Genomic DNA, 23,461 nt, shown 5'->3' with positions numbered 1-23,461 from the left:
ATCGACGCTGAGTACTTTTATACCGAAATGTCGGTGGAAAAGCGGGACCCACACACACCACCCTGCAAGTGTTCTCGGTGTTTCCAGGGGTGGGGGTGGGGAGGGGGAGGCTCCCTCTGCATACTTAAAGAAATGGCAGATTGTTCGATTCTACTGAGAGTACATGATCAGAAGACTATTCGTATATGCAGATATGAGTGCTCTGAAGCACTTGTAGCTTGAATTCTATGGAGGTGGACGTTCGATGGTGAATATGATTTTATTGCCTTTACCATAAAATATATAATAGTGCTACTAGTTCTAGATACGGTCCAGAACGAGACAGTCGAGAATCGCAGGACTCAAGTGTTCTAGATGAAGGGTCGGTGCAGCAGACTGTTCGTGGCTGTTTTCCAGAGGGATCGAAGAAACACTTGCAGGGTGGTGTGTGACTGTTCGGCGTGAAAACACTTGAAACACTTGTACGGTGGTCACTGGTTTTATATAGAGTCACTCAAAAGGTGGCGTACGATGGTCGACGTGAACGAGAACCCGTTCGATGGGACTGACGCGATCTTCGAACGAAAGCAACCGCTGAAAAAAGACACGTTCACGCCGGATACGATCTTTCACCGCGACGAGGAGATCGAGTTCTACATCAACGCGCTTCAGGACGTCATCGTCGGCCACGACCCCAACAACGTCTTCGTCTACGGCCCAACGGGGGTCGGAAAGACTGCCGTTACGAAGTGGGTACGGGACAAACTCGAAGAGAAGGCCGAGGCCGAGGACATCCCACTCACCGTTGTCGGTCCGATAAACTGCCGGAACTACCGGTCGGCGTACGCGCTGGTCAACACACTCGTCAACGAGTTCCGAGATCCGGAGAACCAACTCCCCGAGAGCGGCTACAGCACTGACAGCGTCTTCGAGTTCCTCTACGAGGAGATCGAAGCCGTGGGTGGGAACGTCCTCATCATCCTGGACGAGATCGACAACATTCCAGCGGACGCGCGGAACGACTTCCTGTATGAACTGCCGCGGGCCGAAGCGAACGAGAACACGCCGATCACCGATGCGAAGGTCGGACTCATCGGGATTTCGAACGACCTCAAGTTCGTCGACGTGCTGGAACCCAAAGTGAAATCGACGCTCGGGGAGCGAGAGATCAAGTTCGGTCCGTACGACGCAACGGAACTCCGAGACATTCTCGGCTACTACGCCGACATTGCGTTCCGAGAGGACGTGCTCGGCGAAGATGTCGTCCCGCTGGCGGCGGCCTTCTCGGCGCAGGAACGGGGCGACGTTCGGCAGGGACTCCGAATCCTCGAAAAGGCCGGAGAGTACGCGCGGATGGAGGGCGCGGACGGTGTGACAGAAGCACATACGCGACGGGCGACAGACACTATCGAAACCGACGAACTGCTGGATTACTTCGAGCACGACCTGAGTTCACAGCAGGCGCTGACGTACCTCGCGACGACGCTTGCGCTCATCGAACCGAAACACGAGGCGTCGACAAAGCGGATTTACAACCTCTACTCCTCGATTGCGGAGTCGAGTGGCCGCCGCGTGAAATCCGAACGCAAGATCTACGAGTTCCTCGACCAGCTTTCCATGCAAGGGCTAGTCCGCTCGGCCGAACGCAACCTCGGTCGCAAGGGTGGGCGCAAGTACATCTACGAGGTCACCGACGACGCGACCGATATCATCAACGCCGCGCTCCAGTCGTCCTACAGCGATGCCGTGCCGAGCAACGTCAACGGGATACTCGAACACTATCTGGAAGACGAGGCCACCGAGTTCGAGGCACCGGACACGACCGACGACGAGCAACAGAACCTCTGGCAGTTCACGTAGCCAGCGTATTTGCTCCCCTCCCCCCACCGACTCACATGGCAGAACACTTGCACGGTGGTGTGTGTGTGTTCAGTGGCAGTCCCTCTATTGTACAGTCCAGAACAGTTGCAGGGTGGTGTGTGTGCCAACAGTAGACCGTGAACCCGGAGTGCTACCGAGCGATTATGTGGCAGTTACCCTCCACTGCAGTGTGTAGAACACTTGCAGACCGGTGTGTCCGTCCGTTTCCACCACAGCCTCCCGGTATTCCGTTTCGAAAACACTTGCAGGGTGGTGTCAACACCGATTCGCCGGGAAAACCGCTCAAAACGGGCTTTCCTGAACACTTGCAGGGTGGTGTTCCCGTGGGCTCTCGTCTGTCTCTCCCAGTGCGGGAAACACTTGCACGGTGGTGTTAGAGTGGCGCATCGGAACTCCGAACAACGTCTCAAAAACACTTGCAGGGTGGTGTTTTCGGGAATCTCAGACGCTCGCGCACCCCCGCACGACGCATACCCCCGTGCGAACACTTGCAGGGTGGGGTGTGAACACCTGTCCACTGTTCTGGTCCAGTTGTAGTCGTACTGGAAACACTTGCAGGGTGGTGATAGAACACTTGTAGGGTGGTGTCGGATCGTTTGTATAGGGCTGTCAGAACACTCGTAGGGTGGTGTTCCAGCGAAAAATACGTCGTTTGCGACGCAATCAACCAATCGACAGTGATCGACTGAGCCCTCTCCGTTACATCGGGGCTTGCTTGTAGATGAGGTTCCGCTGGATGTCGTTGGCCCCTTCGTAGATGACCGGAATGCGCACGTCGCGGTAAACGCGAGAGATGCGGTTCTCCGTCAGCACCGACCGGCCCCCGTGTAGTTGCATTCCTTTCTCCGCACAGTCCATAGCGGCTTCGGTCGCGTTAGTCTTTGCCAATGCGGCCCAGTAACCGGCGTTCTCCTGGTTAGCGACGCGTTCGGCCGCGTGCCAGGTGAGCGTTCGGGCGGACTGGAGACCGAGTTGCATATCCGCCAGTTTGTGCTGGACCGCCTGGAACTCGTCGACGGTCTTGCCGAAGGCCTCGCGGTCGTGGACGAACTCCCAGGCCTCCTCGATGGCCGCGGCGGCGAGACCGATGCCGTGTCCGCCGACGACGACGCGGCCGTGATTGAAGAACTCGGCGAGCATGTAGAAGCCGGCTCCTTCGACGCCGATCAGGTTCTCCTCCGGAATCCGGCAGTCGTCGAGCACGATGTGAGCCTGCTTGGACGCCCGGAAGCCCATCTTCTCGGGGATGTGTTCGGCGTGGTAGCCGTCGGCGTCCGTCGGGACGATAAACATCGAGTAGTTCCCGTAGCGGTCGTTCGGGTCGTCACCGGTCTTGGCGTACAGCGTCACCCAGTCGGCCTCGACGCCGTTGCCGATCCAGTACTTTTCGCCGTTGAGCACCCACTCGTCGCCGTCCTTCTCGGCGGCTGTCGTCATCCCGGCGAGGTCGCTCCCCGTCTCTGGCTCGGAGACGGCGAGGCCGGTAAGCTGGTCGCCGGTGGCGACGGGCTCGAGGAACTCCTCTTTCTGCCAGTCTGCGCCGTGATCCTCGACGATCTCTGCCCCGAAGCTGGCGAGCTGGATCGTCAGCGCGATCCCTGCGTCGGCCTTGTACAACTCCTCCGCCATCGCAAGCATCTGCTGGAGGTCGTAGCCGCTCCCGCCCCACTCCTCGCCGATATCCTGTGCGACGAGGCCGGCCTCCCTGGCTGCTTCAAGCACATCCCAGGGATACTCCCCGGACGCGTAGTACTCACCGGCGACTGGTTCGATGTGCTCCGCAGCGAACTCCCGAGCCTCTTCCTTGACCTCGCGTGCGTGCTCCGGAACGAGTTTCTCGGATAGCAGATCCATGGGAATTATCATGGTTTGTGTACTGATATACTCCGTGGAACTCTGCAAAACACCGCCATAGTTGTTTCCCGGAAACTCCTGATAATCGGCCAGCACGCTTTTCCATGGCTGTAGCCTTCCTCGGGCATGAACCGTCGAGACTACCTGCTTGCCGGAGCCACCCTCGGAACCGCCGGGCTTGCGGGATGTTCGTTTCTGGCCGCGGCCGAGGCACCGCCACCGGACGTTCCGAAACAGCGCCTCGAAGACGGCGGCTGGACGCGAACGGACCAGTCCTCGGAAACAGTGTTCGACCGGAGCTACGGCCCGGTTTCGGTCGAGGCCGTCTCAAGTACGGTCCAGTACGTCGACGAACAGCTACAGGAACGCGTCGCCAGTCGTACCCTCGATCAGGTCCAGACTGCGCTCTCCGTGTTTTTCGCCACCCGCGTCGACTTCAGCCCGAATCTCGACAATCTCCCGGCTGGCGTGGGCCGCAAGGAACTGCTGGCGGAAGTCAGAACGAACGCCCGCGACAGCTTCGAACAGCAGATGGAAGCCCAGGGACTCGCCGACATCGAGAAAACCGGCGAGGGAACAATCGATATCGACACCGGTGAGACAGCCGAGACGGTCGAACTGTCCGCCGTGTACCCCTTCGAGGGGATTTCGTTCGACGTGACCGAGAACGAGGCCGTCGAGATACCGGCCAGCGACATCGACATCTCGGCGATGTTCGCCGTCTGGCACCACGGCGACTTCGTCGTCATCTCCGGGGGTGCGTACCCGGCGCAGAACTTCGAGCAGGTCGTGGAAAACGACCTGAGCGACGGCATCACGGTCACCGTCGATGTCGACCTCGGACTCCAGCCCGAAACCTATCGGACCGAAGTCCGGAATCTCGTCACTGGCGTCCAGTAACGCTACTGAGCGGCTGAAAACGCGCCAACTCCCCTATTCCGGCGCGGCGTCGTCAGGGACGCGACCTTCGACGAGCGATTCGTCGGCGTACTCGTCACGGAGCGACTTTTTGTCGAACTTTCCGGTTGCCGTCTTCGGAACCTCGTCGATGGTGACGAAGTTGTCCGGGACCCACCACTTGGGGTAGGACTCGAGGATGTACTCACGGAGTTCATCACCAAGCGTCTCCTCGTCGGCATCGGCCGTCGGAACGATCATCGCAAGTGGGCGTTCCTGCCAGCGCTCGTGCGGGACACCGATGACTGCCGCTTCGTTCACGTCGTCGTGGGCGATCAGTTCGTTTTCCAGTTCGAGCGAGGAGATCCACTCCCCGCCGCTCTTGATGACGTCTTTCGCCCGGTCGACGATCTTGATGTAGCCGTCCTCGTCGACGGACACCACGTCACCGGTCTTCAGATAGCCGTCCTCGAACTCCTGTTCGTTCGCTTCCGGCCGCTTGAAGTACTCCGTCGTCACCCACGGCCCGCGGATGTGGAGTTCGCCGAAGTCCTCCCCGTTGTGCGGGACCTCGTTGCCGTTGTCGTCGATGACACGGAACTCCAGCCCGGGTGCGATGAGTCCCTGCTTCGCCCGCTTGTCCAGTTGCGTCTGGTAGTCGGCGTCCTCCAGGTCGCTCCGCAGGGACGCCACCGCACCCACCGGGGCCGTCTCGGTCATCCCCCAGGCGTGGACGAGTTCCACGTCGCGGTCGTCGAAGAACCGGATCATCGCTTCGGGCGCAGCGCTTCCGCCGACGATGAGCCGTTCGAGCGACGAGAGGTCGACGTCGTTTTCCTTGATGTACTCCATCAGCCCCAGCCAGACGGTCGGGACGCCGGCGGTGACGGTGACGTCCTCCTCTTCGATGAGCTTCGCGAGGTCCGCCGGTTCCGGCTGTGGGCCGGGGTAGACGTGCTTGGCCCCGCCCGCAGTTGCCGAAAACGGGAGTCCCCACGCGTTGACGTGGAACATCGGGACGACGGGCATCATGACGTCGTCGTCGTCGAGTGGAATCCCCTGTGGCGACTGGATCGCCATCGTGTGGCTCCACAGCATCTGTTGGGTGTACTCGACACCTTTCGGTCGTCCGGTCGTCCCGGAGGTGTAACAGAGGCCTGCGGGCCGTTCTTCTTCCAGTTCTGGCCAGTCGTACTCCGTCGGCTGGTCGGCGATGAACGACTCGTAGGCGACGGCATCGAGGTCCGTCTCGGGGACGGACTCGCTCATCACGATGAACTGCTCGACCGTTTCGAAGGACTCGGGGTCATCGGTGGCGGCACCTTCGAGTTTCGGCAGGAGCGATTCGTCGACGAAAATGAGTTCGTCCTGTGCGTCGTTGACGATGTACTGGATGTGTTCGTCTGGCAGGAGCGGATTGATAGTGTGTAGCTGCGCACCGGTTCCCGGTACCCCGAAGTACGTCTCGAAGTGCCGGCTGTGGTTCCAGCAGAACGTCCCGAGCCGTTCGCCGTCGCCGTAGCCGGCTTCCTCGATCGCGTTCGCTAGCTGCGCCGTCCGTTCGGCGTATTCGGCGTAGTCGTGACGGACGATGCCTTCGTGGGTACGAGAGACGACTTCCGTGTCCGGATACAGTGTTTCTGCACGCCACAGGAACGGTCGTAGAGTTTGCGGGCTGCCTCCTGGCATATCATGATGCAGGGGCTCACGATACAAGAAACACTGCTAAATCTTTCATGAGGGAAAAGGAGTTCATCCGCAGTGCTCGCCGCCCCGTTCGCACACGTCTGCTTACACTTCGATTTCCTGCATCAGGTCGACCAGCTCTTCCAGTTCCGGAAACGTGTACACTTTCACGTTGATGTTAGACTCCAGCGCGTGGACGCGGGAATCGAACATCAGCGCCATCTCGTTGTCCCGGTCGCCGACGAGCTGGTCCACCATCCCACTCCCGGGGCCGAACGTGAAGTTCGGCGTAGAGATGTCGATGGTCGTATCGAGGACGTTCGCCCAGCCATCGATGAAGCCGCTGGTCATGATGTTGCCGATCTCCTGAATCGCCGAGCGCTCCATGTCGGTGAAGCCGTCGGCATTGGGGTCCGTTTCCCCCATATCGCCGATCATCCCAGTGGCGAGGTCCTTCGCACTGGCGGCGTTGAACAGGAACAGGATGTGCCCGTGGGGCTTTTCCACCATTTCGATACTGATACCGATCTGCTTCTCGTCGCCGACGTGCGTTTTGATATCGGGGATATCGATGAAGTTGATCTTCGTGATCTCCATCTCCGTCTCCATCCCTGTCATCTGGCTGAGGTGGTTCGCAACGGTGTTACCGCCCTCTTTAGCCATCTGATTGAACAACCCGAGCTTCCGAATATCTATCATCAGACTCATTCGTTAGGACCAGCGTTGCCGCTGAGTTGTGTGTCCTCATACATAAGCTATGCACCCGCATTTTCGTCGGCGAGAATCGGAGCGTGTTGATACCGCTTTGCTCACTCCACGCGGACGCTCACAGCGACGCCCTCGCCGAGCGGCAGCAATCCGGTCTCGAACGCCGGGTCGTCGCCGACGCGTTCGAGATAGGTGGCGATGCCGCGACTCGTTTCGTTGGCGTCGATGTCGCCGCCGTCCAGCAACGCCTGTACTTCCTCGAACTCCAGCGGCCCGGCCTCGATCATATTGTCGGCGACCACCGCCCCACCGACCGGCACTTTCCGGCGGACAGCCTCAAATGCTTCCGCATAGCGGTGTTTCTCGTTGTCGACGAGCACCACGTCGAAGGGGCCGTCGTAGTTCTCAACGGTTTCGATTGCGTCCCCGTGCTCGAAAGCGGCCCGGTCGGTGAACCCGCCGCGGTCGAGGAACTCTCGGGCTTCCTCCAGTTCGTCGGCGTCAATCTCCGTCAGGACGATCTGCCCGTCGTCGGACACCGCGGGGGCCATCCAGTACGCGGAGTACCCGAAGCCGGAGCCGAACTCGAAGATACGGTCGGCGTCGACCATCCGGGCGACGAGGCGAAGCCAGCCACCGACTGCGGGACCGACCGTCGGGAACCCTTCCCGGTCGGCTTTGGCGTCCATCTCCTCTATGACCGGATCGCTGGCCGGCGCTATCGTACGGGCGAATTGCTCTGTGACATCGGGGAGCGGGGTTTCGTCCATACCGGGCTATGCCGGTAGGGACGACATAAATGAGTGGGTCGGGACCGGAATTAGCCGAGTTCGAGGCGCTCGACGTACTGGATGACCGACTCCAGCGCGGGATTGGGGTAGTACTCGACGGTGTTGGCCGCTGTCTCGTACGAGAGAATTCCGAGGTCGTCCAGCCGCGGCAGGTGATTGTGTGCCAGCGACACGCCCACTTCGTCGCGTGATTTGGGGGTCGCTCTGGCCGGGATGGCCTTCTCGCGTTCGTAGACGCGGTCGACGAGGTCGTCCAGTGGGACCTCGGCGTCCGACCGGTCTTTCAGGTGATACAGGAGACTGCGTCGCCGCGGAGCGGAGATCAGTTCCAGTACCTGGTCAAACGAGTAGGGTATCGGAATCGTTTCGGGCTCTTCCGGGTCGCCCTTCTTGACGCCACCAGGTGGGGCGACGGTGTCCCGAAACGTCGGCATCTCCTCCGCGTCTTTCGATGCTGTGACGGTCCAGCCGTGGTCCGGGAGGTACTCGTACACGACGTCATACAGCGGCCGAAACATCTCGATTGTCTCCTCCGTATGGGCCTCCGGGTCCATGTGGTGGTGGCCGGAGACGTCCATCTCGGCACATTGTCGGTTCAACGCGGTCACCAGCGCGATGACGCGGTCACGTTCCCAGGACTCAAGCAGTCCAGTAAGCGAATGCAGGCACAGAAGCAGCGGTGCATCTGCCTGTTCCAGTCGGCCGAGATGGCGAGAGACGGCCGCTCCGATGTCTATCGGCTCCACTGTCGAGGGAAGGGTATCAAGCGTCAATGAGGGAAATGCGCCAGACGCCGCTGCCTGCGAGTTAGCCGGTAACTCGCTGCCGGCGTCGACGATAATCGCCTCTTCCGGCATCTCGTCGTCGAGGTGCTGCTGCCACAGCGAGAGGCGGGAATCGGGGGACTCAGACACTGTGACACAGATGGCCTTCGAGTCACTGACTCCCTGTTCAGTCAGGAATCCGGCACACCCCTCTCGTTCGGCGTCGCTCGAACCGCGTGCCAGTACCAATACGGACGCGGCCTCGCTCAGAGGCTGGTCCACTGTCCCACTCCCGGAGTTCATTGCGTACTGTATCGTATCAGGAACCATAAACCCATCAACAAATAAGCGTTCCCTTGATATAGGGTAACATTCAATCAGGAACCGCTCGAAAATGAGGCACTGTCCGGATCGGCCCCCCTCTATGTGAGCGGGTCTCAGGGCGTGTCCCGGACAGTCTCGATTCCGAGGATTTTTGCAGTACTACGGCGTATTACTTACTATGCCAATCATGTCGAGTAGCGACTTTTCTATCCACATCGAGGAGTGTGATGAGTTTGACGACGGGATGCCGATAAGTTCGCTTCCGGACGAGGTCACGTCTATCGACGACCTCGACTGTGAGTGCTGGAGCGGGTTCGAGTCGCTGGACGAAATCTAACGACGGGCTCTACGGTCTGGGTGCCAGAAGGCAGCCTCGGTCGATCGATCTTCAAGCACCTTGCCGACGACCGTCTCCACGTCGTGGATGAGCTTCTTGATGATATATGCTGACGGCTGTCCCACCACTGCATAAAAATGGCCGTAGCTAGGAGTGTCTTGCTTGAAACACGTCTTCTGGATCACCGATTCACTCCGGGCGACGCACTCGTCTCGAAGGCACTGCTCACGCTGGGCCGCCCCGATCAGGCGTCCCAGTACGCCGGTTCGTTGCCGGGCTTCCACTTTATCGAACAGCCTCTGGACGGTTTTTCAGCGGCTGTAATCTGGTCGCCATCGAGCAACGTTTCGACGTGTGCGGCCATCTCCCGCTCGCTGGGTTCGTCGTCCGGGTTCGGCGCGTCGTCGAGGCGGCCGTGATACGCCAGTTTGAACGTCCCGCCGTCGTTGTGAAACAGGAACGGATCGGGGGTACAGCGGGCGCCGTACGCGGCCGCGACCTCCTGGGTCTCGTCGAACAGATACGCGTCGTACTGTATCTCGCCGCGCTCAACGAGTTCCTGCATCCGCTCGAAGGAGTCGTCGGGGTACTCCTCGGGGTCGTTGGCATTGATCCCGACGACAGCGAGGTCGTCATACTCCGTCGCGAGCCGGTTTAGCTCGTCAATCTTCGCTTTCGCGTACGGACAGTGATTGCAGGTGAATACGACCAGTAGTGCGTCCTTGTCCGCGAAATCCGACAGTGAGTACGTCGCCCCGTCCGCTCCCGGGAGTTCGAACGGCGGTGCTTCGTCCCCACGCCCGAGCACGTCGGACTCCGAATCGAGTGAAACCATCGCTCCCTACTACGACTGTCGCCGCTAAAAGTCCATGGACGCGCTACACTGACTTCCGAGACGACCGCTTTTTGCTCAACTGTCCGCTTCTTCCGACGTCGCTGCCGCAGTATCGAAGGCTTTCGCTGCCTCGAACGCGGCGCTCCCGTCGTCAACGGAGAACAGCGTCTCTTTCCCCTCCGCCTCGTGTTTTTCCAGTAATCCGACCGTCACCAGTTCTTCGAGCGTCCCGTCGAGGTACAGCGTCTTCAGCGGCACACCGGCTGCCTCGCTCAAGGCTGTTTTCGTATACGTTTCGTCCGCATCGAGGCGGAGTATCGTGTCAATAACTGTCGCCGCCTTGTCGTGGTTCGAGATGTGTGCCCATCCCGTGTCAGAACCAGCCCGCTGGCCACCCTCTTCGAACATTAGTCGACACCTAACCGTCAGAGATATTAAAACTGTCTGGTGTATTTCCGACCGAATGGTGTGATGCTCTCTCACTATTGAGCAAGGCTTTTGTCTGCGTCACTCTCCTGGCACTGTATGAGCAGTCGCCGCGAGATACTCGACCTGCTACGGGAGAACGCTCGCTACACGACCGAGGACATCGCTCGGTTGACTGATTACTCCGAGAGCGAGGTAGCCGAGGCTATCGAGGAGTTCGAGGAGGCAGGTGTTATCCGCGGCTACGGGGCAGTCGTCGACTGGAACGCCGTCGAGACCGACGAGGAGCGCGTTCGCGCCACCGTCGAACTCAACGTCACGCTGGACCGTGAGACCAGCTACGACGACATCTCCGACCGGATCGCGAAGTTTCCGGAAGTGACCTCGCTTCGCCTCGTCAGCGGTGACTACGACTTCGACCTGGAGGTCGAGGGCGATTCGATGCGCGAAGTGTCGCATTTCATCAGCGACAAAATCGCGCCGATTCCCGAGATCACGCAGACGGTAACCCACTACATCATGGAGTCGTACAAGGAGCAGGGGATGGAGTTCGACGACCACGACGACGACGACCGCCTGTCCGTCTCACCATGACATTCGAAGCAGCGGACAGAGTCGACAGCGTGCCGCCCTCGGGTATCAGGCGGTTCTTCGAACTGGCCGAGGAGATGGACGACATCATCTCGCTCGGGGTCGGGGAACCGGACTTCTCGGCCCCGTGGGCCGCCCGCGAAGCCGCTATCGCGTCGCTCGAACGCGGCCAGACCTCGTACACCGCCAACCGCGGGAAGCGGGAACTCCGGGAACGCATCGCGGACTACGAGGCGGCGACGCACAATCTCCAGTACGACCCCGACGAGGAAATCCTCGTCACGGCGGGCGCGAGCGAGGGGCTCGACCTCGCCTTCCGGGCGCTGCTAAACCCCGGCGATTCCATCGCTATCGCCCAGCCCTGCTACGTCTCGTACGTCCCCGGCGCGACGTTCGCCGGGATCGACGTTATCGACGTTCCGACACGCGCGGAAGACGAGTTCAAACTCACCCGAGAGGTGCTGGAATCGTCCGGCGCGGCCGAGGCCGACGCGCTCGTGTACTGCTATCCGAACAACCCCACCGGTGCGACGATGACGGCCGAGGAGATGGCGTCTGTCGCGGCGTTCTGTCGTGAAAACGACCTCCTCGTGTTCGCCGACGAGATCTACGCCGATCTCACGTACGAACACGACCACACGTCTATCGCTACCCTCCCCGGGATGCGCGAGCGGACCGTCGTGTTCAACGGCTTCTCGAAGGCGTTCGCGATGACGGGGTTCAGACTGGGGTACGCGATGGCCCCGCCGGAGGCCATCGAGGCGATGAACCGCATCCATCAGTACTCGATGCTCTCGGCCCCGACGACGGCCCAGCACGCCGCTATCGAGGCCCTCGACAACTGCCGCGACGAGGTTACGGACATGGCCGCCCAGTACGACCGCAGACGGAAGTACGTCCTCACCCGCTTCGAAGAGATGGGCCTGGACTGCTTCCCGGCGGCCGGGGCGTTCTACGCGTTCCCGGAATGTCCCTGGGACGATGCCGGCGAGTTCGCCGAGAGTCTCCTTCAGGAAAAGCGGGTCGCGGTCGTGCCCGGAACCGCCTTCGGGGAAGGCGGGTCGGGCCACCTGCGAGTGTCGTACGCGACCGGTCTCGACGATCTCAAAGAAGCGATGGCCCGGATCGAATCGTTCCTTAATTGACAATTAATCTCGGCGAAACATTCAGTATGGTCCACTTACTACCGTAAGGAGACCGTGATACGAACAACCGGAACTTCTTTTTCATCGACATTTGGTGGGGATAAAGTTTTTTCCTGCCTAACTGGAGATGAATAACAATGGCTATCGATGATACTGGGGGAGGTGAGTCGGATCAGGTCAACGGTGGGGGGAACCTGACTGACGAGCCTGTACGGGTCGGCGAATACACATGGGACGATCTCCGGCGGGAGGTACACGATGGGGGACGGTTCGACCGGAGCGTGTACCTCGGCTTCGAGCCGAGAGAACTCAGTCAGCGTCTCGAAGACGCGGCAAGTGCCGGTAAAACACTGCAAGCGCCGTTCGAGGAGTATCTCGACCCAACCACGACACCAGTCGCGAAAGACATCTACACATGGGAGCATTTCAAACAGGAGTACTATTACGAGGACGGCAGTCTCCCCCGTGACAGTGACGGCGAAGTCATCCCTTTCGACGAAAGTGAGTATCTGAACTTCGATCCCGAACACACGGAAAACAAGCTGTCCGCCGCCGAAGACATCGCCAGTGAACTGCACGAGTACGTCGACGAAAACACCGTCGACGTGAATCCGGAACTGGACGAAGACGAGTTCTTCTCGACACGAGACGGCCATACAACCGTCGTCAACCGTTACGACCTCGAAAAAGCCGTTCCCCAGTCGAAGAAATCTCACTTCAACGAACTAGAACGGTACTGGGTCAACAAGCCCTACGCCTGCGTCATCATCTTCCACTCACGGAAAGAGAACGAGAAGAAGTACTACGTCATCGAGCCGTATCTCACCGATATCGAGATCGACCTCCGAGAGTTCCTCTCGGGCAAGCTCAAGACCGCGATCAAGTACTCCGAGGACGATGTCATCGTCCAGGGGACCGACGCCGACCGAGCACAGGTCATCCAGCGGGAGGCCGAACAACTCCTCTCGCGGTACGACCTCTACAACGGCACAGTCTCCAGTAGCGGTGAAGAAAGCGTTCTCGGGCAGGTCAAGGAACTGTTCGGACTGGACGAGGAAACACAAAGTGAAACCACGGGCCAACTTTCCGGCATTTCGACACGGCCTGAGCCGGCTATCCTCGAAGACGACGACCCGAAGCTAAACGAGTATCAGGTCGAGAAGCTGCTGTACATGCTCAAGCGGGACTTCGTCGGCTACGCCCGCATCGACGGCGTCAAACACGACATCAACGTGGAGGACATCTCCTGTGACGGGTACAACTCCCGGGTGTTCGTCTATCACACCGACTACGAGCAGATCATTTCGAACGTCGAACACGGCGAGGGGGAACTCGACGACTTCGTCGTGAAACTCGCCCAGCGTTCCGGGAAGGGTATCTCGAAGCGCCAGCCCCAGGTCGACGCGACGCTGCCGGACGGGTCGCGTGCCCAGTTGACGCTGGGCCGGGAAGTGTCCGACCACGGGACGAACTACACCATCCGGCAGTTCAAGGACGTGCCCTTTACCCCGATCGACCTCATCAACTGGAACACCTTCTCGCTGGACGAGATGGCGTTCCTCTGGCTCTGTATCGAGAACAACAAGAGCCTGATCTTCGCCGGCGGTACTGCCTCGGGGAAGACGACGAGCCTGAACGCCGTCTCGCTGTTCATCCCGTCGAACTCCAAGATCGTCTCTATCGAGGACACGCGCGAGGTTGAGCTACCCCAGCGGAACTGGGTGGCAAGCGTCACGCGCCCCTCCTTCGGTGAGGACGACAAGGGCGACGTCGACGAGTTCGACCTGCTTGAGGCCGCACTCCGTCAGCGCCCTGACTACATCGTCATGGGTGAGATCCGTGGCGAGGAAGGCCGGACGCTGTTTCAGGTCATGTCGACCGGCCACACCACCTACACCACGTTCCACGCCGACTCCGTCGGCGAGGTCATCAAGCGGTTCACGACCGAACCTATCAACGTCTCGAAAACGCTGTTTACAGCGCTCGACCTCGTGTCGATTCAGACCCAGACGCGGGTCGACGGCAACAAGGTCCGCCGGAACAAGTCCCTGACCGAAATCAACGAGTATTCGGCCGAGAACGACGAGATCAACGTCCGGGACGTGTACGAGTGGCGCGCCGAGACGGACGAGTACATCCAGATGGGGAACTCGAACACACTCGAAGAGATCAAGTTCGACCGCGGGTGGACTCAGGATAAACTCGACGAGGAACTGTTCAAGCGCAAGGTCGTCCTCGCATACCTCATCGAGAAGGGGCTGAACACCTACACGCAGGTCGCGGCGACCATCCAGGCGTTCATCAACGACCCCGACACCATTCTCACGCTCATCGCCAACGACCAGCTCGAACTGTCGCTCGAGGACCTCCGAGAGATGGAATCGGTCAAAATCGACATCGACCCGGAGAAAGAGGAAATGGTGCCCCGGCCGGACGCGCCGCCGGAAATGGTCGAGGAGACAAAGCAGGTGCTCGACAACGCACAGCCGCTGTTCAACACGTACAAGAGCCGCGAAACGCCGGACATCGTCTCGGCGCTGATGGACGATTCCGAGGAAAGCGCTGACGAAGACAGCATCGACTTCGGCCAGTTCGTTCCGAAGGCCGGAGCGGAGGCAGATAGCGAATGAGCCTCGACACACCGAGTCAGCAACAGGTGGGCAGCGGCGGTGCCCTCGGTGACACGTTCTACCCGGCGTACCAGATGGTGTTCGACGACGAGGGCGACTTCGTCAACAGCGTCGAGAACAAACTCGCGGAGGCCCGGATGGCCGACAACGTCGAGATGTTCCTCGCACGCGCGCTCGCGGTCGGTGTCATTGCGGGCCTTGCACTGTGGCTCGTCGGCACGTTCCTCGGCTATCTGCTGGTCCAGTTGCTGTTTGCCGGTGGGGAAGCGCCGACGCTCATCGGGATTCCGGTGTCTGAGAGCGTCTCAGAGATTCTGGCCGTGCTGAAACTCCCCTTCCTCGTCATCGTGACCGGCTTCGTCTTCGGCGCCATCGGGTTCGGTATCGGCTTTGGCTCGCTTGTCTCGATTCCGTATTTCCGTGCGAGCGCGCGCGAGCGCGAAATCAACGTCTTGTTGTCCGATTCGATCTCGTTCATGTATGCGCTGTCCGTGGGCGGGCTCAATCAACTCGAAATCCTGCAGTCGATGGGGAAGGCTGAAGACACGTACGGTGAGGTCGCAAAGGAGTTCCAGTCTATCGTACTGGAGACGGAGTATTTCGATACCGACTACCGGACCGCTGTCCGGAACCAGGCGCTGCAGACTCCGTCGGACGAACTGTCGCAGTTCCTGACGGACATGCTCTCTATTATCAACTCCGGCGGGGACATGACTTCCTTCCTCGAAGACCAGAAGGAAAAGCACATGCGAACCGCCCGGCAGGAACAGGAGAAGATGCTGGAGACGCTGGAACTGTTCGGCGAGATGTACATGACGCTCTCGCTGTTCCCGCTGCTTCTCATCATCATTCTGGTCATCATGTCGATGATGGGGAACGCCCAGAAGTCGCTCATCTACGGCACCGTGTACGGGCTGATTCCCCTGACGGGTCTGGGCTTTCTCGTCCTCGTCTCGACTGTCACGCAGGACTCCATCGGGGACGGCTATCTGCGTTCGAGTCCCGGCGAGAAGGAACTCGTCGTCGACGAAGGTGTCGGCGTGTTCAACCTCGGGCTCATCGAGAGCTACACGGGCACCTACAGCGTCTTCGACCGGATCAAGAGCCGGGAAGGGACTTACGAACTTCTCGGCATTCTCAAACGGCCTGACCTGTTCTTCCGTGACCACCCGCTGTTGGTGCTGTGGCTGACGGTGCCGCTGTCCATCCTTGCCATCGTCGCGGCTATCGTCATCGGCTGGGCTCCGTTATCGCTGGATGGAATGATCGCCGTCCCGGTCCGCTCGACGTTCTTCTGGGTGTACGTCCCGATGTACATCAACTTCATCCCGCTGATGATCTTCTACGAGTGGAACCAGCGTTCGCGGAAGGCGATAATCGGGAAACTCTCGGAGAACCTCCGGAAGCTCGCGTCAGCCAACGACACCGGAATGACGCTGCTGGAGTCGGTCAAGGTGGTCTCCGAGACGTCCTCTGGAAAGCTCTCCGAGGAGTTCGAGACCATCCACGCAAAGGTCAACTACGGAACGAGCCTGAAAGACGCGCTCCGGGAATTTAACAACAAGTACAACGTCCCACGACTGGCCCGGACGGTCAAGCTTATCGCGGAGGCACAGGAGGCCTCCAGCCAGATTCAGGACGTACTCTCGACGGCCGCTCAGGCCTCGGAGAACCAGGACGACATCGAGCGGGAGCGCAAATCCCGGACGCGGATGCAGACGGTCATCATCCTGATGACCTACCTGACGCTTTTGGGCGTGATGGCGCTGCTAAAGACACAGTTCCTCGATGTGATGTCGGGGCTGGCGACGCAGGCCTCCGGGTCAAGCAGTTCGAGCGCGCCCGGCGGTGGGTTCGGTGGCAGTGTCGACACGGAACTGCTGTCGATGCTGTTCTTCCACGCGGTGACGCTGCAGGCACTGCTGTCGTCGTTTATCGCCGGCTACATTCGGGAAGTGAAGCTCGTCGCCGGCGTAAAGTTCGCAGTCGTCCTGTCGACGATTGCACTGGTGGTGTGGATCGCCGTGGGATAGCGGCCCCACTCGCGGTTCGACAGCGGACGTATCAGACAGAAAATAGGGTGTGTGGGATATGGATACAAGAGCACAAACACCGCAGGACTTCGCCGTAGGGGTGAGCGTCCTGCTCGTGACGATAATCGGGGTATTGGCCTTCGTACAGGGAAGTGCGGTCGGCGTGTACGAATCCCCAGACGTACAGCGTAACCAACCAATTGCGGACAGGGCGGGGACGTACCTCGTCGAAAACTACTCCGTCGACGGGACGCGAAACCTCATTCGCTACAACACGAGTGGTGGGATCAATGCGTCCCTCAACGCGGACACAGATCTCAGCGGTCTCAAGGAGAAAGCCGGACTCGACGTCGCGACGGAGCGCCGCGTGAACCCGCGGGTGAACGTAACGGTGGTCAACGCGTCATCGCTCAAAGCAGGGACACGGGACCCGGCAGTTGATGACCACGACCAGCGGCTCGCTTGGGGGCCCGATGTCGCCGACAGAGACAACGTCGCAACGACGTCTCGCGTGGTGAAACTGACCAACGCGACCGGCCAGTGCGACCCGGTCTGCTGGCTCGTCGTGAGGGTGTGGTAACGATGCGTGGCCAAGCCTATACGCTGGAAGGCGTTCTCGCGGCCATCGTCGTTGTGACGGCGACCGTCTACGGCCTGTCGGCAGTCGACACTGGCCCGTTCCAGACGGGTTCCCAGCAGCGGACAGCAGAACTGGAGAGTCGTGCGAGCGATACGCTATCACTGGCGGCAGAAACCGGTGCGCTGCACAACGCGACGGCGTGTTACAGCGTCGGAACGCCGACACTCAACGGCAATCAGACTGGCAGTTCCACCGAGTTCGAGATGATGTTGAACCAGACCTTCGACCGTCAGGGCGACCAGTACAATCTATACTTCAGTTACTGGGACTCGGATTCGGACGCGCGCCAGACTACCATCGTCTCGCAGGAAACAGACGCAAACGTTGCTGACCGGCCAGCCGACGCAGCCGTCGCGACCGAAACGGTGACGCTGACCGACGATATGCCCGCTCGAATCGGCGACTGCAGTGGGACCGGACCGCCCCTCTCGACCGTCGACGGGTATTTCGCTCCCGACGCGGAGCCCGACTCTATCGTCTACAACGTCGTGGAGGTGCGTCTGGTCGTATGGTAGCCAACGAGCGCGGACAACTGCTGTTGGTCGGTGGTATTGCTGTCGCTATCGTCGTGTTCAGCACGATTCTGTTTGCTCACAGTCTCGCGGTCACTGACGGTATCACGACTACCGGAAGTGCGGATACCATCGAGCGCACGGCTGACCGCGAAGCCTCTGTCGAGCGCGACCTCGGACAACTCGCGGCCCAAGCGCGTGGCGATGGCCTCGATGGATTCGAGGAGCGATACGAGTACGCGCTTCGGAACTACACGCGAACGCACAACCGGGTCGTCGCAAGCAGCGGCGGAACCTATCTCAACGCGACGCTGAACGAGTCGGCGTCGCTTGGTACCGAAGTCAATCAGACGGGCACGTCCTCCAAGTTCCAACGTCCAGACCCATCGGGCGGGCCGCAGAACGACTGGCTAGTTGCGAATGACGTCTCTCGCGTTGCGGTGTTCAATCTCACTGCGGATGTCGTCGGCGGCTCGATGAATACCTTCACTGTCGTCATTCGAAACGGTTCTGAGGACATGAAACTGTCAGTTGAGCCGAGTACAATTGATAGTGGAAACAACGTCACGGTCGACGGCAAAACGCAGTGTCACGGCAACGGAGACGTCAACGTTGACCTTGTCGCTGGGTCATGCACTGTCGGAAGTAACAGCAGTTCTTTCGATAGCTATCACAGCCTTGACCCCCCGTACTCAATTGAAATAAAGAACGGAAATAAGGCCGAAGGGCGGTACCAGTTTGCGGCAGTCGGGACGTTCCCGTCCTCGAACTATGCCGCTCCAGTTGCTCGTGTCAACTATCCAGTCGTCCCTGCCATCGACATGACTTACGACACACCGTCTGCGAGCTACAATCGAACAGTACTGGTGGAGGTCGACGACTGATGAACCTCGCCCGTTTCCTGTTTGACAGCCGCGGCGTCTCGCCGGCGGTCACGCAGGCACTCACTATCGGTATCACGTCGCTGCTGGTGACCGGCCTCCTCATCGGCGGGAGCCAGATGGTAGACTCACAGCGTGAGCGAGTGACTGAAGAAGCTCTGGAGAACGTCGGCGATGGTATCGCGCGCGACCTGATCCGCTTAGATGCGTTCGACACCGACACGCTCAACTCGACAGTATCGTTCCGTGCGATGTATCCCGAGCGCATCGCTGATCAGTCGTACAACGTCGAGGTTTCTCCTGATACTCCGCGCACGCGTGTGTACGTGAACGCATCAGGACTGAATCGGTATGCTGTCGTCCGCTTCGAGAACGAAACTAATGTCTGCCCGTCTGTCGTCTCCAGTGGGCCCCTGGCTGTATCGTACAACCAGACAGCCGGCTGTATGGAGGTGACTCGCGGATGACTTCGCCGCTGTCAAGCCAAAGCGGTCACGACCGTGGCGTGTCCGACCTGCTCGCGTTTACGCTCACGTTCAGCATCATCATTACTGGGATTGCGCTGGTGACGCTTGGTGGGCTTGGGGCGTTCGATGCCATCCAACAGGGGGCGACAACCGATGTCGCAGAAACGTCGATGGTCGGGTTCGCGGAAACCACGGGCGACCACATTCAGGGCAACGCTCCACGACGGACCACGAGTATGAAACTCCAGGGTCACGGACTCTCCATCCGACCGTCGACGCTTAACGTAACTGTCGACGGGCAGTCAACGAATATTTCGACCGGAGCGTTCGTTCGGGAGACTGATTCGGGGACTGATATCGTCTACACCAGCGGTGCAGTGTACCGGGTCCAGCAGGAGGGGCTGGTCGTTTCACGGAAACCCCGCTTCCGGTGTAGCCCCGGAAGTGACAGTGTATACATCTCTGCCCTTTCCCTCGACGGAGAGACGGATTTCTCGTCGTCGAACCGCGTCACAATCGAGACCGCTATCCAGAACAAGACGCTTATTTCGCCACAGGCTGGCAAGTCACCGTCCGCGACAACCGTCTCGATCAACGTCTCGGAGACTGCATATCCGGATGCATGGCACCGCCTGTTCGAGCAGGAACTGTCGAACTGGTCGGGCCACTCGGAACCACACACCTACCAGTGTACTGGTGTCAGCCGCGCTGTCGTCCACAATACGACGGTCGATATCCGTACTGTCACCTAACGGCCTCTGTCTGCGGTGCATAGACCCGTCGCTGTAGGACTCAGTTCTGGACGGTGAGAAAACCGTTATGCAGCAGTCATCAGCGCTGCGATGAATGACCACTCCGTCCCGCTGTTTGCTTCTTCTTGTTTCGCCATAGCCGCAGTCTTGTCTCGTGGGTGCTTCCAGTTCATTACGGCCATAGGTACGTGTTCAGCAGGTATGAAGTGTTCGAATACTAATACATTGTCGTGGTCTTTCATGATTGAGAGCGCTTCGCAAGTCAGTAGCCTCCTCAATTCTCTTTAGCCGTTAATGAAGGGAGAGTTACATAGTGGCAACTCTCTGTTTTGTTCGATATTAGGGTAGGAAAACAGAATATTACGATCCGTAGACGAAAATCGTGATACAGGTGCTCATATGCCGGTAAACGGCTCTATCTTTGCATCTGAGATTGGGAGGAGTCGTATCCGAACGGTAGCGACATGTGAGTCGTTGGCAAGGTAGTACTATTACCCTCCACTCCATAAGATTGGACACTAATGAAGAAGCAAGAACTCATTCACCTTCACAGCCTTCTCGCGCAGGTACAACACCACTACGAGCACGAAGCGGACACGAGCGTCGAGCACGATCTGTACGCTGATCTCGGTGTCAAACCGACATCGATCCACAAATCGAAGACTGACCACAAGGAAGCAGTGTTTGCGCTCGCTTCCGGACTGACGGATGCGATGGCCGAGGAAGCCGACGAACCACAGGCGCTGACTGCCGACTGAATCGACGTCCTGTCGTCAGTTCGTTCTCACCGTTCACTATTCCCAGTAGCTATCGGCAAGCTCCTGCCGTGGCACGGCCGCTATGTCGGGCGCATGGTACACGCTATCTCGCCTCTCAAACGACTTATACGGGAGGACACTGTATTTATATTGTGAGCGACGATTCAGGGCGGCGGAATCTCCGCATGCCTACAAACGACGAGATGTTTGCAGTGGTAACAGAGCACCTTGGTGGGAACCACGTCCGCATTCGCTGTGAGGACGGCGAAACCCGACTCGGACGGATTCCGGGCCGGATGAAGTTCCGAACCTGGATTAACGAGGACGACATCGTTCTCGCCGAACCATGGGACTGGCAAGACGAGAAGGCCAACATCGAATGGCGCTACAAGGGGCAAGACGCTGACCAGCTCCGTGCCGAAGGCCACATCGACTCGCTGACCGCCTAATTTTACCACTGTACCGCGTCCTGGTTCACGACGACAGTGAGATAGTTCTCTGCTGTGACCAGCGATTGTCCCTGGTCTGACTGCTTGCTTGTCGAGTGTTCCGACCCTTGCTCTTAGTTCTCGGCACACTACAGTTGTCTACCGTCGAGTTCCTACTACTCCCAATTGATATATAATGGCTGGCTGGAACTCGGTCACTGAACCGCATGTCAGAATCTGAGAACGAATACACGTTGGATCACCGACACCCGGATGCCGTCTTGCGGTTATGCGTGTCACGCCATCACGTTACGTATGCGTCGTGTGTGTTCTACACAGGGCGGGTGTGAGACGATTCATTTATATGTTCCCCCGTCTTCTGAACTAATGCGAAGGTCGCACCGGGCAGCGAGTCCGGGTCGACACGCTCGGTCGGCCACCTGGGTCGGCTTGAGCTACGAGAGGATCTCGCCTTCCCCTTTGGGGCCGGCGAGATCCACCCCATGAGGATTCCACCCCTGCGGTCCGCCGTTAAGATGGAATCTGATGTGAGCCCACGGACCCATGCAGTAGTCAACACTGGTGTAGGAACCAGTGTGTTAGCTTCCGACGGAGTGCAACCACTTCCGCCGCTGATGTATATCAGCACATTCCGGTTGATCCTGCCGGAGGCCATTGCTATCGGAGTCCGATTTAGCCATGCTAGTTGCACGAGTTCAGACTCGTAGCATATAGCTCAGTAACACGTGGCCAAACTACCCTACAGACCGCAATAACCTCGGGAAACTGAGGCCAATAGCGGATATAACTCTCAGACTGGAGTGTCGAGAGTTAGAAACGTTCCGGCGCTGTAGGATGTGGCTGCGGCCGATTAGGTAGATGGTGGGGTAACGGCCCACCATGCCGATAATCGGTACAGGTTGTGAGAGCAAGAGCCTGGAGACGGTATCTGAGACAAGATACCGGGCCCTACGGGGCGCAGCAGGCGCGAAACCTTTACACTGCACGACAGTGCGATAGGGGGACTCCGAGTGTGAGGGCATATAGCCCTCGCTTTTCTGTACCGTAAGGTGGTACAGGAACAAGGACTGGGCAAGACCGGTGCCAGCCGCCGCGGTAATACCGGCAGTCCAAGTGATGGCCGATATTATTGGGCCTAAAGCGTCCGTAGCTTGCTGTGTAAGTCCATTGGGAAATCGACCAGCTCAACTGGTCGGCGTCCGGTGGAAACTACACAGCTTGGGGCCGAGAGACTCAACGGGTACGTCCGGGGTAGGAGTGAAATCCTGTAATCCTGGACGGACCACCAATGGGGAAACCACGTTGAGAGACCGGACCCGACAGTGAGGGACGAAAGCCAGGGTCTCGAACCGGATTAGATACCCGGGTAGTCCTGGCTGTAAACAATGCTCGCTAGGTATGTCACGCGCCATGAGCACGTGATGTGCCGTAGTGAAGACGATAAGCGAGCCGCCTGGGAAGTACGTCCGCAAGGATGAAACTTAAAGGAATTGGCGGGGGAGCACCACAACCGGAGGAGCCTGCGGTTTAATTGGACTCAACGCCGGAAATCTCACCGGTCCCGACAGTAGTAATGACAGTCAGGTTGACGACTTTACTCGACGCTACTGAGAGGAGGTGCATGGCCGCCGTCAGCTCGTACCGTGAGGCGTCCTGTTAAGTCAGGCAACGAGCGAGACCCACACTTCTAGTTGCCAGCAACACCCTTGTGGTGGTTGGGTACACTAGGAGGACTGCCGCTGCTAAAGCGGAGGAAGGAATGGGCAACGGTAGGTCAGTATGCCCCGAATGGACCGGGCAACACGCGGGCTACAATGGCTATGACAGTGGGATGCGACGCCGAGAGGCGAAGCTAATCTCCAAACGTAGTCGTAGTTCGGATTGCGGGCTGAAACCCGCCCGCATGAAGCTGGATTCGGTAGTAATCGCGTGTCAGAAGCGCGCGGTGAATACGTCCCTGCTCCTTGCACACACCGCCCGTCAAAGCACCCGAGTGGGGTCCGGATGAGGCCGTCATGCGACGGTCGAATCTGGGCTCCGCAAGGGGGCTTAAGTCGTAACAAGGTAGCCGTAGAGGAATCTGCGGCTGGATCACCTCCTACTGACCGGGATCAGGGCCTT

23 protein-coding genes and 1 rRNA gene are annotated in these 23,461 nt (G+C 59.2%); 15 read left to right on the top strand and 9 right to left on the bottom strand.

The window, feature by feature from the left end; genetic code table 11:
• Positions 1–510: 510 nt before the first annotated feature.
• Complete coding sequence (locus SG26_RS01815) at positions 511–1,839, top strand: Cdc6/Cdc18 family protein (RefSeq protein ID WP_008313351.1); 1,329 nt, start codon at positions 511–513, stop codon at positions 1,837–1,839.
• A gap of 720 nt (positions 1,840–2,559) precedes the next feature.
• Here SG26_RS01815 and SG26_RS01810 read toward each other — a convergent pair.
• Entirely contained in the window at positions 2,560–3,714 is a 1,155-nt protein-coding gene (locus SG26_RS01810) for an acyl-CoA dehydrogenase family protein (RefSeq protein ID WP_008313353.1), read from the bottom strand.
• A gap of 126 nt (positions 3,715–3,840) precedes the next feature.
• Here SG26_RS01810 and SG26_RS01805 point away from each other — a divergent pair, with 126 nt between their 5' ends.
• Positions 3,841–4,614, top strand: coding sequence for a DUF6517 family protein (locus tag SG26_RS01805; RefSeq protein WP_050036697.1), 774 nt, complete (start codon positions 3,841–3,843; stop codon positions 4,612–4,614).
• 33 nt (positions 4,615–4,647) lie between these two features.
• Here the strand turns inward: SG26_RS01805 and SG26_RS01800 are convergent, their stop codons facing one another.
• The 4 genes from SG26_RS01800 to SG26_RS01785 form a co-directional block, all read right to left on the bottom strand.
• Positions 4,648–6,300, bottom strand: a complete 1,653-nt coding sequence (locus tag SG26_RS01800; RefSeq protein ID WP_050036696.1) for a long-chain fatty acid--CoA ligase — start codon at positions 6,298–6,300, stop codon at positions 4,648–4,650.
• A 102-nt stretch (positions 6,301–6,402) separates the two neighbouring features.
• Positions 6,403–7,005 (bottom strand): chemotaxis protein CheC, encoded by a 603-nt coding sequence (locus SG26_RS01795; RefSeq protein ID WP_023843310.1) that lies wholly within the window; start codon positions 7,003–7,005, stop codon positions 6,403–6,405.
• A gap of 101 nt (positions 7,006–7,106) precedes the next feature.
• The gene (locus tag SG26_RS01790) at positions 7,107–7,775 is read right to left on the bottom strand and encodes an O-methyltransferase (protein WP_050036695.1); all 669 of its coding nucleotides are present in this window, start codon (positions 7,773–7,775) and stop codon (positions 7,107–7,109) included.
• A 50-nt stretch (positions 7,776–7,825) separates the two neighbouring features.
• Positions 7,826–8,863 carry a hypothetical protein gene (locus tag SG26_RS01785; RefSeq protein WP_050007437.1) on the bottom strand — a complete coding sequence of 346 codons (1,038 nt, stop codon included), beginning with the start codon at positions 8,861–8,863 and terminating at the stop codon, positions 7,826–7,828.
• Positions 8,864–9,062: 199 nt separating this feature from the next.
• Between SG26_RS01785 and SG26_RS21450 the strand changes: the two genes are divergently transcribed.
• Positions 9,063–9,221: a hypothetical protein gene (locus SG26_RS21450; protein WP_014040640.1), complete on the top strand. Its 159-nt coding sequence runs from the start codon at positions 9,063–9,065 to the stop codon at positions 9,219–9,221.
• Here SG26_RS21450 and SG26_RS21845 read toward each other — a convergent pair.
• The 3 genes from SG26_RS21845 to SG26_RS01775 form a co-directional block, all read right to left on the bottom strand.
• Entirely contained in the window at positions 9,218–9,346 is a 129-nt protein-coding gene (locus SG26_RS21845; protein ID WP_023843309.1) for a hypothetical protein, read from the bottom strand. The two genes, SG26_RS21450 and SG26_RS21845, sit on opposite strands and share 4 nt — an antisense overlap.
• A gap of 119 nt (positions 9,347–9,465) precedes the next feature.
• The gene (locus tag SG26_RS01780) at positions 9,466–10,056 is read right to left on the bottom strand and encodes a thioredoxin family protein (RefSeq protein ID WP_014040638.1); all 591 of its coding nucleotides are present in this window, start codon (positions 10,054–10,056) and stop codon (positions 9,466–9,468) included.
• 75 nt (positions 10,057–10,131) lie between these two features.
• Positions 10,132–10,464, bottom strand: coding sequence for a hypothetical protein (locus SG26_RS01775; RefSeq protein WP_014040637.1), 333 nt, complete (start codon positions 10,462–10,464; stop codon positions 10,132–10,134).
• A 117-nt stretch (positions 10,465–10,581) separates the two neighbouring features.
• On the opposite strand from SG26_RS01775, the gene SG26_RS01770 reads away from it, so the two are divergent.
• From SG26_RS01770 to SG26_RS01730, 9 genes are all read left to right on the top strand, one after another.
• Positions 10,582–11,076: an Lrp/AsnC family transcriptional regulator gene (locus tag SG26_RS01770; RefSeq protein ID WP_008313373.1), complete on the top strand. Its 495-nt coding sequence runs from the start codon at positions 10,582–10,584 to the stop codon at positions 11,074–11,076.
• On the top strand, positions 11,073–12,218 hold the full coding sequence (locus SG26_RS01765; RefSeq protein ID WP_014040636.1) for a pyridoxal phosphate-dependent aminotransferase: 1,146 nt from the start codon (positions 11,073–11,075) through the stop codon (positions 12,216–12,218). Before SG26_RS01770 ends, SG26_RS01765 begins: the two co-directional genes overlap by 4 nt.
• Before the next feature lie 137 nt (positions 12,219–12,355).
• Positions 12,356–14,848 carry a type II/IV secretion system ATPase subunit gene (locus SG26_RS01760; RefSeq protein ID WP_008313377.1) on the top strand — a complete coding sequence of 831 codons (2,493 nt, stop codon included), beginning with the start codon at positions 12,356–12,358 and terminating at the stop codon, positions 14,846–14,848.
• On the top strand, positions 14,845–16,881 hold the full coding sequence (locus SG26_RS01755) for a type II secretion system F family protein (RefSeq protein ID WP_050036694.1): 2,037 nt from the start codon (positions 14,845–14,847) through the stop codon (positions 16,879–16,881). Before SG26_RS01760 ends, SG26_RS01755 begins: the two co-directional genes overlap by 4 nt.
• Before the next feature lie 58 nt (positions 16,882–16,939).
• Positions 16,940–17,461, top strand: coding sequence for a hypothetical protein (locus tag SG26_RS01750; RefSeq protein WP_044951885.1), 522 nt, complete (start codon positions 16,940–16,942; stop codon positions 17,459–17,461).
• 2 nt (positions 17,462–17,463) lie between these two features.
• Positions 17,464–18,036, top strand: a complete 573-nt coding sequence (locus SG26_RS01745) for a hypothetical protein (protein WP_014040633.1) — start codon at positions 17,464–17,466, stop codon at positions 18,034–18,036.
• Positions 18,030–18,917, top strand: a complete 888-nt coding sequence (locus SG26_RS01740; RefSeq protein ID WP_050036693.1) for a hypothetical protein — start codon at positions 18,030–18,032, stop codon at positions 18,915–18,917. The genes SG26_RS01745 and SG26_RS01740 overlap by 7 nt, the downstream gene beginning before the upstream one ends.
• Positions 18,917–19,381, top strand: a complete 465-nt coding sequence (locus SG26_RS01735; RefSeq protein ID WP_050007435.1) for a hypothetical protein — start codon at positions 18,917–18,919, stop codon at positions 19,379–19,381. Before SG26_RS01740 ends, SG26_RS01735 begins: the two co-directional genes overlap by 1 nt.
• Positions 19,378–20,133, top strand: coding sequence for a hypothetical protein (locus SG26_RS01730; RefSeq protein ID WP_023843308.1), 756 nt, complete (start codon positions 19,378–19,380; stop codon positions 20,131–20,133). The genes SG26_RS01735 and SG26_RS01730 overlap by 4 nt, the downstream gene beginning before the upstream one ends.
• A gap of 65 nt (positions 20,134–20,198) precedes the next feature.
• Here SG26_RS01730 and SG26_RS21445 read toward each other — a convergent pair whose 3' ends face one another.
• The gene (locus SG26_RS21445) at positions 20,199–20,375 is read right to left on the bottom strand and encodes a hypothetical protein (RefSeq protein ID WP_023843307.1); all 177 of its coding nucleotides are present in this window, start codon (positions 20,373–20,375) and stop codon (positions 20,199–20,201) included.
• Positions 20,376–20,654: 279 nt separating this feature from the next.
• On the opposite strand from SG26_RS21445, the gene SG26_RS01725 reads away from it, so the two are divergent.
• The 3 genes from SG26_RS01725 to SG26_RS01715 all read left to right on the top strand — a co-directional run bounded on the left by SG26_RS01725 (position 20,655) and on the right by SG26_RS01715 (position 23,440).
• Positions 20,655–20,891, top strand: coding sequence for a UPF0058 family protein (locus SG26_RS01725; protein WP_004516302.1), 237 nt, complete (start codon positions 20,655–20,657; stop codon positions 20,889–20,891).
• A gap of 152 nt (positions 20,892–21,043) precedes the next feature.
• On the top strand, positions 21,044–21,340 hold the full coding sequence (locus tag SG26_RS01720; RefSeq protein WP_044951882.1) for a translation initiation factor eIF-1A: 297 nt from the start codon (positions 21,044–21,046) through the stop codon (positions 21,338–21,340).
• Positions 21,341–21,968: 628 nt separating this feature from the next.
• A 16S ribosomal RNA gene (locus SG26_RS01715) occupies positions 21,969–23,440 on the top strand.
• Positions 23,441–23,461: the final 21 nt, after the last annotated feature.

The sequence above is a fragment of the Haloarcula sp. CBA1115 genome (assembly GCF_000827835.1).
Lineage (GTDB): Archaea > Halobacteriota > Halobacteria > Halobacteriales > Haloarculaceae > Haloarcula > Haloarcula hispanica.
Note: the sequence above shows the minus strand (reverse complement) of the source record. Positions and strands in the feature narration are given on the sequence as shown.

Coding starts and splice junctions, on each gene's coding strand:
- SG26_RS01815 (WP_008313351.1), top strand. CDS start 511: ATGGTCGACGTGAACGAGAACCCGTTCGATGGGACTGACGCGATCTTC.
- SG26_RS01810 (WP_008313353.1), bottom strand. CDS start 3,714: ATGGATCTGCTATCCGAGAAACTCGTTCCGGAGCACGCACGCGAGGTC.
- SG26_RS01805 (WP_050036697.1), top strand. CDS start 3,841: ATGAACCGTCGAGACTACCTGCTTGCCGGAGCCACCCTCGGAACCGCC.
- SG26_RS01800 (WP_050036696.1), bottom strand. CDS start 6,300: ATGCCAGGAGGCAGCCCGCAAACTCTACGACCGTTCCTGTGGCGTGCA.
- SG26_RS01795 (WP_023843310.1), bottom strand. CDS start 7,005: ATGAGTCTGATGATAGATATTCGGAAGCTCGGGTTGTTCAATCAGATG.
- SG26_RS01790 (WP_050036695.1), bottom strand. CDS start 7,775: ATGGACGAAACCCCGCTCCCCGATGTCACAGAGCAATTCGCCCGTACG.
- SG26_RS01785 (WP_050007437.1), bottom strand. CDS start 8,863: ATGAACTCCGGGAGTGGGACAGTGGACCAGCCTCTGAGCGAGGCCGCG.
- SG26_RS21450 (WP_014040640.1), top strand. CDS start 9,063: ATGCCAATCATGTCGAGTAGCGACTTTTCTATCCACATCGAGGAGTGT.
- SG26_RS01780 (WP_014040638.1), bottom strand. CDS start 10,056: ATGGTTTCACTCGATTCGGAGTCCGACGTGCTCGGGCGTGGGGACGAA.
- SG26_RS01775 (WP_014040637.1), bottom strand. CDS start 10,464: ATGTTCGAAGAGGGTGGCCAGCGGGCTGGTTCTGACACGGGATGGGCA.
- SG26_RS01770 (WP_008313373.1), top strand. CDS start 10,582: ATGAGCAGTCGCCGCGAGATACTCGACCTGCTACGGGAGAACGCTCGC.
- SG26_RS01765 (WP_014040636.1), top strand. CDS start 11,073: ATGACATTCGAAGCAGCGGACAGAGTCGACAGCGTGCCGCCCTCGGGT.
- SG26_RS01760 (WP_008313377.1), top strand. CDS start 12,356: ATGGCTATCGATGATACTGGGGGAGGTGAGTCGGATCAGGTCAACGGT.
- SG26_RS01755 (WP_050036694.1), top strand. CDS start 14,845: ATGAGCCTCGACACACCGAGTCAGCAACAGGTGGGCAGCGGCGGTGCC.
- SG26_RS01750 (WP_044951885.1), top strand. CDS start 16,940: ATGGATACAAGAGCACAAACACCGCAGGACTTCGCCGTAGGGGTGAGC.
- SG26_RS01745 (WP_014040633.1), top strand. CDS start 17,464: ATGCGTGGCCAAGCCTATACGCTGGAAGGCGTTCTCGCGGCCATCGTC.
- SG26_RS01740 (WP_050036693.1), top strand. CDS start 18,030: ATGGTAGCCAACGAGCGCGGACAACTGCTGTTGGTCGGTGGTATTGCT.
- SG26_RS01735 (WP_050007435.1), top strand. CDS start 18,917: ATGAACCTCGCCCGTTTCCTGTTTGACAGCCGCGGCGTCTCGCCGGCG.
- SG26_RS01730 (WP_023843308.1), top strand. CDS start 19,378: ATGACTTCGCCGCTGTCAAGCCAAAGCGGTCACGACCGTGGCGTGTCC.
- SG26_RS21445 (WP_023843307.1), bottom strand. CDS start 20,375: ATGAAAGACCACGACAATGTATTAGTATTCGAACACTTCATACCTGCT.
- SG26_RS01725 (WP_004516302.1), top strand. CDS start 20,655: ATGAAGAAGCAAGAACTCATTCACCTTCACAGCCTTCTCGCGCAGGTA.